This window comes from Leptolyngbya sp. FACHB-671 (genome assembly GCF_014695745.1).
Taxonomy (GTDB): Bacteria; Cyanobacteriota; Cyanobacteriia; order Elainellales; family Elainellaceae; genus JAAUTN01.
In genome coordinates this window covers 1-12423 of record NZ_JACJOV010000039.1, presented here as the reverse complement: position 1 = coordinate 12423, position 12423 = coordinate 1, and the positions used below count along the sequence as shown (strand labels likewise).

The window sequence follows — 12423 nt, the reverse complement described above, 5'->3', positions numbered from 1 at the left end:
TTTGAGCAATTCATCCAGTAATTCAGGTCGAAAAGTCATAGTCCCAATGTCTCAGGTTCAGTAGTTCATTAGATCTCATTTCTGACCTTTGACACAATCTAATTTACAATCCCGATTGGGCAACTCAAATCACCCACTCTTGCTATGAAATTGGGCTAAGCTGACCACCACATTTAGTACATCTGCGTAAGTCCTGATCAATTAAGAATTCAACTGCTTGTGTCTAAATCTGGTTCTCTATTCCCTACCGACGAAAACTACACCTCCTTCCTGCGATCGCTAAAGGAGCGTATACACCAAGCACATATTAAGGCAGCACTCGCGGTCAATAACGAACTAATCCTGCTTTACTGGCAAATTGGTCGAGAGATATTGAATCGCCAGCAGCAGGAAGGTTGGGGTACAAAGGTCATCGAACGATTGGCACAAGACCTCAAGCAAGAGTTTACCAATATGTCTGGCTTCTCCCCGCGCAACCTAAAATACATGCGGGCGCTAGCCGAGGCATACCCCGATGAGCAAATTGTGCTACGACTCATAGCACAAATTCCTTGGGGGCATAATCAGACGCTGCTAAACAAGTTGAAATCTTATGAGCAACGATTGTGGTATGCACAAAAAGTTATTGAGAATGGCTGGAGCCGTGACGTTCTGACCCTACAAATTGAGACTAATCTCTATGCCCGGCAGGGAGGCGCAATCACTAATTTTGAGCGAACCCTACCAGCACTTGATTCTGATCTTGCTCGACAACTAATTAAAGACCCTTACAATTTCGACTTCTTAAACATTAGCGAAAACGTTAAGGAGAGAGAGCTTGAGCAGGCTTTAGTAGAGCGCATTCGCAACTTCTTATTAGAAATGGGTACCGGCTTTGCATTCGTTGGCAGCCAATACCGCTTGGAAGTTGAAGGAGATGAGTACTTCATCGATCTGTTGTTCTACCACCTGAAGCTACATTGCTACATCGTGATTGATTTGAAGGTGACTGAGTTTAAACCAGAATACTCGGGCAAGATGAACTTCTACATCTCAGCAGTCAATAACCTACTCCGCACAGAGGTAGACGGACCAACAATTGGGATTATCTTATGTCGTTCCAAGAAGAAAACAACTGTTGAATTTGCTCTAGACACCGTGCAAAACCCAATTGGCGTCTCTACCTATAAGCTGCGCGGTGAACTTCCCCCTTCATTGCAGAACTGCCTACCAACCATTGAGCAATTAGAAATGGAACTAGAGGCAGCAGTTTCAGAACTCGAGGAAGAGGGGCAAATCTAGCTTCTAAATGTCAAGCCCCTAACCGTGTCGCGATAGTGAAGCTGGCAGGTTAACAAGTACAGGAGAGATTTCTAGCCTGCCTTATTCAAAACCCTGCTTCTATACTCAGAAGATAGAGGAAGTATTTTTGCCTCACGGACAGATGGGAGGGAAAAACATGGCGCGGGGATTTGGAAGCGTACAACCGAAGCAACGTAGTTCTCGGAAATCTGCATCCCAGAAACTCCAGAAGAAGCAGACTGACTCCCAACAGCGAAGCACAGAAATTAGAGAAGAGATAGAAAACTTTTTAGAGCAAGATAGACACAAGAACCCTGAACAACACACCTTAGCCTGGCTAGCAGGTGTCTATAACCCATTGGGCGAAGGGGCAGAGGACAACGCTCGACTCTTGGAGGCAGACGAAGAGGAATGGCTCTTCCTGGCTAAAGAGATTGGCTGGCTCCAGGTTGAAGATGAACTTGACGCAATTTACTTCACTGCTCCACCACCAAACTTCGACCCAGCCCAGGCTGACTGGTATATCCGCCCTGACCTCACCACCTGGTTAGAGGAACCCCAATTGCTGGGGGAGGCGATCGCGAGATATCCAATTTCTGCCGAACTGATGAGAGCCGCGATCGCACGGTATACCAAACCTCTAGGATGGAATGCTCAAAAGATAGAAGCATTTATTCGAGAGACTACTGGTCGCCCCAGCACAGAGATGGCGATCGCCGACTGTACAATCGTTCTACTTGAGCTTGGACGACTCTAGCTGTCAAGTTCCAATAGTTTTTGGAAAGAGGAGTCCCGTTGAAATGCCATTCCGAAAACTATTGGAATCTAACCCTAGCTCTAAGTTAACTCCTGACCTTAGCTTAGATAGGATATCCTCAGCAGCCTGCTTTTCAGCCTCCTTTCTCCCACGCCCTTTTTCTTCCCCGTACTCTTTGCCATTGACGGAGACCTTCGCTCAGTACTCCGGTGCGTGGTCTGAACCACCAACACGCTCTGTTCAAACTGGGGGAATACAGCTCCAACCTTGTCCTGCACCCACTCCTGAAATCGATTCTTTTACTTCAATTGCTCCAATCGAGCAGATGAGAACGCAAGTGGCAAGGTTGTGTTGCAAAAACTGGTCAGTGGTAAGGTAGACAAGCTCAACTCTGCCGACTCGCTCTCCCATGTCTCCTCCTACTCTGTTCAAGTGGCGGCACTTTCTGCCTGAAATCATCCTGCTCAATGTACGGTGGTATTGTCGATACTCCATGAGCTATCGAGATTTGGAGGAAATGATGCAGGAGCGAGGGGTGGCGGTAGACCACTCGACGATCAACCGTTGGGTTTTGCAGTATGCGCCAGAGCTGGACAAACGCATTCGACGGCATCTCAAACCGACGAACGATTCGTGGCGGGTGGACGAGACGTATATCAAAGTCAAGGGGGTGTGGAAGTATTTGTACCGAGCGGTCGATTCCGAGGGGAATACGCTGGACTTTATGTTCAGCACCAAGCGGGATGCGAAAGCTGCCGCCCGGTTCTTTCGCAAAGTGCTCAAAGGTCAGCACACTCAAGCTCCGCGAGTGATTACCATAGACAAGAATGCCGCTTACCCAGCGGCAATGGAGATGCTCAAGGAGGAGGAGACGATTGGAAAGGAGACCCAGTTAAGGCAGAGCAAATATTTGAATAATGTGGTTGAGCAAGATCATCGGAACATTAAGCGCATCGTGAAGCCGATGATGGGGTTCAAGTCGTTTAATAGTGGCAGAAGAACATTGAGTGGCATTGAAGCGATGAATACGATTCGGACAGGACAAGTGAAAGGAGTCAAACAAGGGGACAGTGTGTCTGGAGTGAAATTTATCGAAGCGATCTTTGGAATTGCTGCTTAAGGGAATGCAAACGATATCGATCGCTTGTCCTTAATAAGTTCTTGCGACACAACCAACTTCGATTGGCTGTGTTAATGTTTCGTCTCTGTTGATACTCAATTCATGCTGGCTGTTATCCACATGATCACCCTTGAAAAGGCAATTCTGATGCGTCGCTTCGGTTGGCAAACTACAATTGTGAACGGCATCGTCCTCAGTGCAATTGTGTTGGGATGGACAACTGCGGCAGTGGCGCAACGCCGTCCGATCGCCGATGACACGTTGGGAGCGGAAAGCTCAACCGTTATTCCGCTCGACCCCCAGGAAGCAAGCGATCGCATCGAAGGCGGAGCACAACGCGGTGATAACCTATTTCATAGCTTTCGAGAATTTCACGTCGAGCAAGGGCGCAGCGTCTACTTTGCTGACCCAGGGGTCGAGAACATTGTGGGTCGTGTCACAGGTGGCGTGGAGTCCCGAATATTGGGCGTGCTGGGCGTGCTGGGTGATGCCAACTTGTTCTTACTCAACCCCAGCGGCATCATCTTTGGTGACAATGCTCGCTTAGATGTGCGCGGTTCCTTCATGGCAACTACTGCTGATACCATGCAGTTCGGTGAGCAAGGGTTTTTCAGTGCTACCGACCCGACGGCTCCCCCGCTGCTGACGGTGCAGCCGACTGCGTTTTTGTTCAATCAGCTTAATCCGGCACCGATCGTCAATCGTTCGATCGCTCCCTTATCTGCAAACCTATCCAGCTTCTCTAATACTGGATTACGAGTGCCAGCGGGTGAAAGTTTGACGCTGCTAGGTGGCAACATCCGCATGATCGGCGGCGGGTTGACCGCACCAGGCGGACGAGTGGAGATCGGTGGGTTAAGTGAGCCAGGAACGGTGAGATTCAATGCCGATGGTAGTCTAAGCTTTCCAGCGGAAGTGGCGCGATCGGATGTGTTTCTGAGGGGTGCGTTCATCGACGTGATAGGCAATGGTGGCGGTAGTATCACCGTGAATGCTAGAGAGTTAAAGATTCTTATCGGTTTTCTGTCGGCAGGCATTAGCAGCAACTCCGGCTTGGTGGGCACTCAAGCAGGAGACATTACGCTCAACGCCAGCACCATTCGTGGAAGAGTATTCACCACGATTATTAATCTAGTTGATGAAGGTGGTGTGGGTAATGGCGGCGACATTCGCATCACTACAGATTCACTCTCCTTGACCGACTTTGCACAAATTGGTACCAGCACAGCGGGACAAGGTGATGCTGGCGATGTGATCATCCATGCTCGCGATCGCGTCGCCTTACGGTTTAGTGGTATTTTCAGTAGTGTCGAGCCTTCCAGCGCAAATACGCCTGTTGTCGGTGCGGGTGGCAACATCGAAATCACGACCAACTCCCTGTTGCTTACCGATGCTGGACAAGTCGCTGCCATCACCTTCGCCCAAGGGAATGCAGGCAACGTCATCATTCATGCTCGCGATCGCGTCTCCCTGGATGGAACGATTCCCAGCTTGGACGCTCCGAGTGCTATCGTTAGTATTGTCGGCGATTTTGAGGAGAACGAAGCGGCTGTGGGCGATGGCGGCAACGTTGAAATCACGACCCGCTCACTATCGCTTACCAATGGGGCACAACTGCTAACCACTGTCTTTGGACAAGGCGATGCAGGCGATGTGATTCTCAATGTGCGCGATCGCATTACTTTAGACGGTAGCTCAATTTTGAGTAACGTTAGTCCTGGGGCTACGGGCAACGGTGGCGATATCCGCATCAACACAGGTTCCTTCTCCCTGAATGGTGCTCAACTAATTACCAGCACACTCGGACAAGGCGATGCAGGCAATGTCACCATTCGCGCCCGCGATCGCGTCTCCTTGGAAGGGACAAGACAGCAGAGGTCACTGCTACTTCAAAGTGGAATTTTTACCAGTACGGAGGTAGGTGCCGAAGGACGCGGCGGAAATGTGAGGATTGCTGCCAATTCGGTTCGCCTCGCCGATGGCGGCAGCATCTTTTCCTCAACTCAGAATCGCTTTCCAGGCGGAACCATTACCGTCAACGCCAATACATTTGAGGCGATCGAAGGAGCACAGGTAAACACCTCAAGCAATAACCAAGGACGAGTGGGCAACATCATCCTCAACGTGTCTGATCGCATCACGCTCTCTGGTGTGACAAACAACAGACCCATCAGTCTTCAAGGAAACGCCAGTGGCTTATATGCCAGTACTGCACCTGGGGCTTCGGCTCCAGGTGGAAACATTCAAATCACTACCGACCAGTTGCAGGTGTTCGATCGCGCCAGAATTGCAGTAGACAGCCAGGGCAGCGGCATTGGGGGAGGTGTTAATATCACAGCCTCTCGTGTGCAGTTAGACGATCGAGCGCGTATTACGGCGGAAACCGGTGCGGACGATGGGGGAAACATCACCCTACGCAATGTTGAACTCTTGCAGCTAAGCAACAATAGCCTCATTACCACCACTGCTGGCACCGAGCGCGCAGGTGGAGACGGCGGCGATATCAACATCGACGCGGATTTCATTGTGGCTTTCCCCAACAAAAACAGCGATATTCTAGCTAACGCTTTCACAGGCAGTGGTGGTAACGTTGACATTACGTCCCAAGGGTTGTTTGGCATTGCCGCTCAACCGCAGGAGAGCCCACTGACCAACGATATCACTGCAAGTTCAGAACGAGGGGTACAGGGAACTGTCGATATCACCCTCCCCGATGTTGACCCCAGACGTGGGCTGGTCGAACTGCCCGTCGAAGTCGTGGATGCCTCCACTCAGATTACGCAGACTTGTTCAAGTGCAGAAGCACTCATAGGTGAGTTTGTCGTAACCGGGCGGGGCGGTATACCAAGCAGTCCGCTCGATCCGCTCGTTGGGGATGACTCATTTGCAGAATGGTCCACCTTGGATGAGCAAGAGAGTGCGCCTGCGCCACTGAGTCGAGAAGATGATGGGGCACAAGCAGGGGCGATCGTGGAAGCGCAAGGTTGGGTTATGGCTGAAGACGGGACAGTAAGATTGATTGCTACTGCTTCTGCCAGTCGTGTGCGATCGCCTGAAGTTTGTCAGCGACCTGTTGTTTCTGTCATCTGGCCCAATTGATGAAAGCGAAGCCGAAGCGGGTGCGCTAAAACCATAAGAATGTGACAAATCATCGTAAGAATCTACAAGAAGTCGAGCATTGAAACTCACTACACTCCAAAGGTTAATAAGACAAGTGTGACTTTTTATAGTGGAGATATTCATCAGGTTTGTAGAAGAAATGATGCAACCTCAACACTCTCTATTGCGTGTTTGATAACTTCTAAGGTTTTACATGGATGTAGAAGATCTGCTTAATGAACACCTCAAGCAGTTGGCTATAATAGCCCAACAACATCTACCATCAGCCCCAGAGCGGCAATTAGCGTTGACTAGCTTAGTATATCGAATTCTGAATTCTAGTCAGCTTTGCCGTCCGCAATCGAAACAGTTTGTGGGTGTTTACCAGGATATTTATAACGAAGCAGTGCAAGACCTGTTGGCTTATGTCTGTCACAACATCAACGAATATGAACCCAATCGGGAATCGGTCATGGCATGGGTGAATGTCTTGTTAGAACGACGATTTTTTAGAGACGCAATTTCAAAAGTGATTGATCAACAACAGATAAAACGTATAACACTATCTGAGTTAGATAACATTGCTTCTCCTACAGAATCTCAAACATCAATTGATTTGATTAAAGAGTGTATTGAACTCGATCGAGAAAACCTTTTTAGGCAAGAATGCATTGAACAAAAACTAGATACTAATTTCCAAACGTTGGTGTTGCAGCGAACTGATGGAAAATCTTGGAAGGAAATTGCTGCAAAGTTAGAGATCAATGTTTCTACACTAACGAGTTTCTACAGTCGATGTTTGGCGAAGTTTGCCGACAAATTGAAAGCCTATTGTATAGAAGACGGATAGTGAACTGGTATGTTTTGCAATACTAGAAACTTGAACAACAGTTGAGAGCGAATTCCTTATTATTGAACAAATATCAGTCGAAAGATAGAGAATTTCTTCTAAAAATACTTCATCTCTACCTCCAAATATAGATTTTTGAAAGTCGTGCATAATTTCTAGAGCTTTAATCTGAGAGGTTAATAGTAGGTCATCAATTTCGTAGTTGATGAGAATCAAAGAAACTTGTATTGCCTTTTAACAGACTTGTATCAGGGAAATAAAAACATGAAACTTTGTTATCGCGGTGCTAATCACGAAGTTAATCAGTCTATTCAACCTGAGCTCATGAGCGTTACTCCAGTCACACTCATTTATCGCGGCAATCCATACCAACTGAATCCTCAAGGAAGCAGAAACCATCACTCTGCGATCGCCCAATAGTTTCAGAAAATTTTCAGAAGACCGCTATAGCAAGACCGCAGTTGATCTATCGCGGTATTGCTTACTTGCTATAAACGCTAGCTCAATCTAAATCAGCAATGAATGAACATTGTGCTGAAAAGAATCTGCCTTAGCTACTGCTTGAGGAGCAAACCATGCTGAGAACTTTATTCTCGTTTCGCAATCGTTGCCGCATTCTCCATCTCACTTGGTTCGCTTTTTTTCTCTCTTTTGTGGTTTGGTTTGACGTTGCTCCCTTTGCTACAACGATTCAGCGTGAACTACACCTCACATCACCACAATTGAAAGTCTTAGCCATTTGCAATTTAGCGCTGACCATTCCCGCTCGTATTGTGATTGGTATGGTGCTCGATCGCTATGGTCCACGATTAACGTTTTCGGCATTGCTCATGTTTGCTGTGGTGCCTTGCTGGCTGACGGCAACCGCACACGATTTTAATCAGCTGGTTTGGAGCAGTTTGATTAACAGCATCCTGGGAGCCGGATTTGTGGTCGGTGTTCGCATGGTTGCCGAATGGTTTTCATCCAAAGAAATCGGTCTGGCGCAGGGAATCTATGGCGGTTGGGGTAACTTTGGTGCAGCTGCCGCTCAGTTTTGTCTGCCAGTGTTAGCCGTGACGATCGCATCTTTCACAGGCGGAAGCTTGAACTGGCGGATGGCGATCGCTACGATTGGTTTCGTAACTGCAATCTACAGCATTATTTATTGGCGCTACACGCAAGACACCCCACCGGACGAGGTGTACCAGCGTCCGAAGCGACATGGTGGGTTAGAAGTCACTAGCCAGCGTAGCTTTTGGGCAATATCACTCTTGGATTTAGGATTGCTCATATCGCTGGGATTGCTAACCTACTCACTGGCTCAAAACAACATTCAATTCTTGACTTTCAAGCAAGCGCAGTTTATCTGGCTGTTTTTGGGGTTATTGTATGCAGTTCAGTTCTACAAAGCTTGGCAGATCAATCGAGAAATCGTGGGATCACTCAATCCCTCTAGTTCGGAGTTTCTAAAACCGAGTCAGCACTATCCACTGAATGAACGGTATCAGGTCCGGCAAATCGCGCTGCTTGACTTCACGTATCTGACGAACTTTGGCTCTCAAATTACCGTGATATCGATTTTGCCAACTTGGTTTGAACAAACCTTTGGACTGAATCCGGTGACAGCAAGTTTAGTCGCAACGGCTTATCCAGTCTTAAATTTAGTGTCTCGTCCGAGCGGTGGATTGATTAGCGATCGCGCTGGCAGCCGGAAATGGACGATGACAGGACTCACAATCGGGATTGGGATCGGCTATTTGCTCATGGGCAAGTTGGATGCTGGCTCGAACCTCACTGTCGCCATCGGGCTAATGATGCTCTGCGCCTATTTTGTGCAAGCCGGAGCCGGAGCAACCTTTAGCATAGTGCCGTTCATTCGCAAGCCTGTAACTGGGCAAATCGCGGGCAGTGTCGGTGCTTATGGCAATGTGGGCGGTGTGATTTATCTACTGATCTACAGCCTCAGCAATGCTCAGACGCTGTTCTACAGCATGGGCATCACAGCTCTAATTTGTGCCAGCTTATGTGCTTTTTTCTTGCAAGAACCTCAGAGTTCTGTTACAACAAACTCTCCTGAAACAGCAATTGCTTCTATTGAATAGCCCTCACACCCTCATGAAACTCAGCAATAATCAGATCTGCAAACAAATTGCAGAGGCAGAATCGCTGCCAACCCTGTTGCTCGAAGCGATCGACTATCTGCGGTTGTTGTATCAAGAGCAGTCATTATCAGAGTTGCAGTTGCAAAAGCGACTTGCAGAGATCTACCGCGAGTATGGGCGCGCTGCTTTGCAGATACCGCAAGGGTCGCACACTTATTGGCAGACGGAGGAGGAATTGATCTATGGTGCCAAAGTGGCTTGGCGCAATAGCACCCGTTGCATTGGACGGATTTTTTGGGAAACGCTCAACGTGCGAGATCTACGCCATCTCACCACCGCAGAGGAAATCTTTGATGCGATCGTCGATCATCTTTATCAGGCAACCAACGGCGGCAACATTCGTTCCACCATTAGTATCTTTGCACCCGTTGCACCGGGACAACCTGGGATTCACATCTGGAATTCACAACTGATTCGCTATGCAGGATACCGTCAACCTCATGGCTCAATCGTCGGTGACCCTGAGCAAGCGGAATTCACCGAACTATGTCAACACCTTGGCTGGAAAGGACAGGGAACTCCATTTGATGTCCTACCATTAGTCATTCAAATGCCGGGAGAGAAGCCTCAGTGGTTTGAACTGCCAAAAGAAGCGGTGATGGAAGTCCCAATTGCACATCCTGACTATGAGTGGTTTGCAGAACTCGGACTCAAATGGCACGCGCTTCCCGCCGTTTCAAACTGGCGATTAGAGATTGGCGGTATCTCCTATTCCTGCGCGCCCTTTAGCGGGTGGTACATGAGCACTGAAATTGCTGCCCGCAATTTTGGAGATGAGCAGCGATACAACCTGTTACCTGTGGTTGCCCAACGAATGGGATTAAATACACGCTCAAAACTCTCGTTGTGGAAAGACCAAGCATTAATCGAACTGAATCGAGCCATTTTGTATTCGTTTATCGCCTGTGGGGTCAAGATCGTCGATCACCACACGGCGTCTGCTCAGTTCATGCAGCACTGGCAGCGAGAAGCCGATGCTGGACGCATCGTGCCTGCAGATTGGGGAAGAATTGTGCCGCCAATGTCTGCTTCTACCATGCAGGTGTTTCACCAGGAGATGCAAGATGTTTGCCTCAAACCTAATTTTTTTCAACAGCCTGTACCCTGGAAACGAGAAAGTAGCAATCGACCTTCCATTCCGTCTGTTTTTGGCGACTCACAGCCAAAGCAATGTCCTTTTCGCTAACTGCTTCTGAATGACGCTCGCTCTGTGCGTTGCATTGATTTTTGGCTCTTCCCACAGGTCTATCCATTAGAGATTCTATGGTTGAATTAAATTCTGCATCGAGTAATGAACTATCCAAATATACTGACCAGTTCACTCGCATTCTCCAACAGGTTTGTCAAACAACCGACTGGGAGTATGGTGAGGTTTGGTTACCTCAGTTAGATAGCTCAATTCTAGAACTGAGTTCAGCCTGGTACGTCAGCGCTCAACTGGATGACGATCGTCAGCTTGCCTGGAAGCAGTTCCGCTATTGCAGCGAGAAATTTGTTTTGCGGATTGGTGAAGGATTACCGGGAAGAGTTTGGGCATCACAAACAACAGAATGGATTATGGATGTCTCTGCCCAATCGGAATCCTATTTTTTACGCCATCAAATTGCTAAAGCGTTTGGAGCCAAAGCCAGCTTTGGTCTACCCATTAATACGAAGGATATGCACGCAGTCGTCGCCTTTTTTAGGTCTGAAGCTCAGAATCAAAATGCACAATTGATGGCAGCGACTGAGGCGATCGTTAGGCAATCCCACACTCAAGGGTAAAACATGGTTTTGTTCAGCAGTTTTGGTACAGACTGGCGCAACTCCTCAAAGAAAATGACAATTCGAGACTGATTACTGTAGCAAACTTAAATAATTGGAGTGGTGAAATGCAAACTCAAAAGATGGGTTCCCTATACAAGCTCTACTGCTGGGGCTGGAAGAATGGTGTACTAGAGTGCTTTCCTGTGTCTCAACATTGGTTGCTCAGCATCTTTCTTTACTACCGTCGAGGTTTTGCTGAAGGATCAGAGTGGCGGCGGAGACAGATGGAAGGCTCGAGATGGCGGCAGAATCAGATGGAATATTAGCAATTTGAGTGTACGTTCAGTTCTGTGGTATTTCGAGTTGTATTGCGGAAATGATGGGTAGGAAAGAATTACATGCCCATGTCTGTGCACGTGTCGATCAATGAATGAATGATGGCTATGAAAAAGCAACTTTTCTCATTTTCAAGGATGATCGCGATGCCTGCATTAGCATTTTTGGTAGGTATTTCCCTAGTAAGCGGACGATTTATCTCTAAGGCACTTCCAGTCTCTTCAAATCTGATTCCACTCAATTCCACAGAGGGTGAACAGTTACTATTAACCAGCACTGCACAGCAGGACTACTTGCCACTCAGCACCTATTTTGTGACACAAAAAAATGTAGCTTATTGTGGGATTGCTAGTATGGTCATGGTGCTGAATGCTCTTTCAATTCCAGCTCCCGCTGCACCTGAGCTAGGAAATACTCACACGTTTACTCAGGATAACGTCTTTAATGACCAAATGCGACAAATTCGATCGCCACTCGAACTTTCATTTCGAGGCATGACGTTAGATCATTTGAGGCAGTTTTTAGTCAGTTACTCAGTCAAAGCAGATGTGCATTATGGTAGCGACATCACACTAGATGAGTTTCGCAATCTAGTCAGCAAAAACTTACAAGAGCCAAATAACTTTGTAGTGGTTAACTATTTGCGTCAAGCCATTAATCAAAAACAAGCAGGACATATTTCTCCCGTTGCTGCTTACCATCAGCTCAGCGATCGCTTTCTCATTCTGGATGTGTCTCGCTATAAGTATCCACCTGTTTGGGTAAGAGCAGAAGAGTTGTGGAAAGCGATCGCGACCCCAGATTCTGAATCTAATAAAACACGTGGATTTATTCTGGTCAGTGCCAAGTGAGTGGCTATTGTATAGCGATAGAACGCTATCACAAAAAAATACGTGACTTGCAAAACAGCAATTCTAAATCATCAATTACAAAAGTGGCGTTGCTGAAACCGTAATGGTTAAGTAGGTAGAGGAATAGCTCGATACTTCAAATAGTGAAGCAGCAAACGGAGTGAACATTTCAACATCTCAAGGGATTTGGAGTAGCACAAGGTTTTACGGTGCAGCCGTGCTAGGTAATGCCGTAGACG

Annotated in this window: 12 protein-coding genes and 2 pseudogenes; 11 read left to right on the top strand and 3 right to left on the bottom strand. The window is 47.7% G+C overall.

Annotated elements, in window-relative coordinates; all coding sequences use genetic code 11:
* Positions 1-219 precede the first annotated feature (219 nt).
* A complete protein-coding gene (locus tag H6F93_RS02080; protein WP_190678842.1) occupies positions 220-1281 on the top strand; it encodes a PDDEXK nuclease domain-containing protein in 1062 nt (353 codons plus the stop codon).
* A gap of 157 nt (positions 1282-1438) precedes the next feature.
* A complete protein-coding gene (locus tag H6F93_RS02075; RefSeq protein WP_190678840.1) occupies positions 1439-2038 on the top strand; it encodes a hypothetical protein in 600 nt (199 codons plus the stop codon).
* 3 nt (positions 2039-2041) lie between these two features.
* Here the strand turns inward: H6F93_RS02075 and H6F93_RS34495 are convergent.
* Positions 2042-2221: pseudogene (locus tag H6F93_RS34495) on the bottom strand (double-stranded RNA binding motif domain-containing protein); the annotation flags it as partial.
* A gap of 57 nt (positions 2222-2278) precedes the next feature.
* Positions 2279-2449, bottom strand: a complete 171-nt coding sequence (locus H6F93_RS33265) for a hypothetical protein (RefSeq protein WP_199313433.1) — start codon at positions 2447-2449, stop codon at positions 2279-2281.
* On the opposite strand from H6F93_RS33265, the gene H6F93_RS02065 reads away from it, so the two are divergent.
* The 9 genes from H6F93_RS02065 to H6F93_RS02025 all read left to right on the top strand — a co-directional run bounded on the left by H6F93_RS02065 (position 2448) and on the right by H6F93_RS02025 (position 12184).
* Positions 2448-3158 (top strand): IS6 family transposase, encoded by a 711-nt coding sequence (locus H6F93_RS02065; RefSeq protein ID WP_190678839.1) that lies wholly within the window; start codon positions 2448-2450, stop codon positions 3156-3158. The genes H6F93_RS33265 and H6F93_RS02065 overlap by 2 nt on opposite strands.
* Positions 3159-3278: 120 nt before the next feature.
* A complete protein-coding gene (locus H6F93_RS02060) occupies positions 3279-6257 on the top strand; it encodes a beta strand repeat-containing protein (RefSeq protein ID WP_206755699.1) in 2979 nt (992 codons plus the stop codon).
* A gap of 214 nt (positions 6258-6471) precedes the next feature.
* A complete protein-coding gene (locus H6F93_RS02055; RefSeq protein ID WP_190678835.1) occupies positions 6472-7107 on the top strand; it encodes an RNA polymerase sigma factor in 636 nt (211 codons plus the stop codon).
* Between the two features lie 264 nt (positions 7108-7371).
* Positions 7372-7527: a DUF4278 domain-containing protein gene (locus H6F93_RS02050; RefSeq protein ID WP_190678833.1), complete on the top strand. Its 156-nt coding sequence runs from the start codon at positions 7372-7374 to the stop codon at positions 7525-7527.
* Between the two features lie 155 nt (positions 7528-7682).
* On the top strand, positions 7683-9191 hold the full coding sequence (locus tag H6F93_RS02045; RefSeq protein ID WP_190678831.1) for a NarK family nitrate/nitrite MFS transporter: 1509 nt from the start codon (positions 7683-7685) through the stop codon (positions 9189-9191).
* Between the two features lie 13 nt (positions 9192-9204).
* A complete protein-coding gene (locus H6F93_RS02040; RefSeq protein ID WP_190678829.1) occupies positions 9205-10437 on the top strand; it encodes a nitric oxide synthase oxygenase in 1233 nt (410 codons plus the stop codon).
* 77 nt (positions 10438-10514) lie between these two features.
* Positions 10515-11015: a transcription factor MYC/MYB N-terminal domain-containing protein gene (locus H6F93_RS02035; protein WP_190678827.1), complete on the top strand. Its 501-nt coding sequence runs from the start codon at positions 10515-10517 to the stop codon at positions 11013-11015.
* Positions 11016-11122: 107 nt separating this feature from the next.
* Positions 11123-11323, top strand: coding sequence for a hypothetical protein (locus H6F93_RS02030; RefSeq protein ID WP_190678826.1), 201 nt, complete (start codon positions 11123-11125; stop codon positions 11321-11323).
* 156 nt (positions 11324-11479) lie between these two features.
* Positions 11480-12184, top strand: a complete 705-nt coding sequence (locus H6F93_RS02025) for a phytochelatin synthase family protein (RefSeq protein WP_242043268.1) — start codon at positions 11480-11482, stop codon at positions 12182-12184.
* Positions 12185-12291: 107 nt separating this feature from the next.
* On the opposite strand, the pseudogene H6F93_RS02020 reads toward H6F93_RS02025, so the two are convergent.
* Positions 12292-12423: pseudogene (locus H6F93_RS02020) on the bottom strand (IS1 family transposase); the annotation flags it as partial.

Coding starts and splice junctions, on each gene's coding strand:
- H6F93_RS02075 (WP_190678840.1), top strand. CDS start 1,439: ATGGCGCGGGGATTTGGAAGCGTACAACCGAAGCAACGTAGTTCTCGG.
- H6F93_RS02065 (WP_190678839.1), top strand. CDS start 2,448: ATGTCTCCTCCTACTCTGTTCAAGTGGCGGCACTTTCTGCCTGAAATC.
- H6F93_RS33265 (WP_199313433.1), bottom strand. CDS start 2,449: ATGGGAGAGCGAGTCGGCAGAGTTGAGCTTGTCTACCTTACCACTGAC.
- H6F93_RS02060 (WP_206755699.1), top strand. CDS start 3,279: ATGATCACCCTTGAAAAGGCAATTCTGATGCGTCGCTTCGGTTGGCAA.
- H6F93_RS02055 (WP_190678835.1), top strand. CDS start 6,472: ATGGATGTAGAAGATCTGCTTAATGAACACCTCAAGCAGTTGGCTATA.
- H6F93_RS02050 (WP_190678833.1), top strand. CDS start 7,372: ATGAAACTTTGTTATCGCGGTGCTAATCACGAAGTTAATCAGTCTATT.
- H6F93_RS02045 (WP_190678831.1), top strand. CDS start 7,683: ATGCTGAGAACTTTATTCTCGTTTCGCAATCGTTGCCGCATTCTCCAT.
- H6F93_RS02040 (WP_190678829.1), top strand. CDS start 9,205: ATGAAACTCAGCAATAATCAGATCTGCAAACAAATTGCAGAGGCAGAA.
- H6F93_RS02035 (WP_190678827.1), top strand. CDS start 10,515: ATGGTTGAATTAAATTCTGCATCGAGTAATGAACTATCCAAATATACT.
- H6F93_RS02030 (WP_190678826.1), top strand. CDS start 11,123: ATGCAAACTCAAAAGATGGGTTCCCTATACAAGCTCTACTGCTGGGGC.
- H6F93_RS02025 (WP_242043268.1), top strand. CDS start 11,480: ATGCCTGCATTAGCATTTTTGGTAGGTATTTCCCTAGTAAGCGGACGA.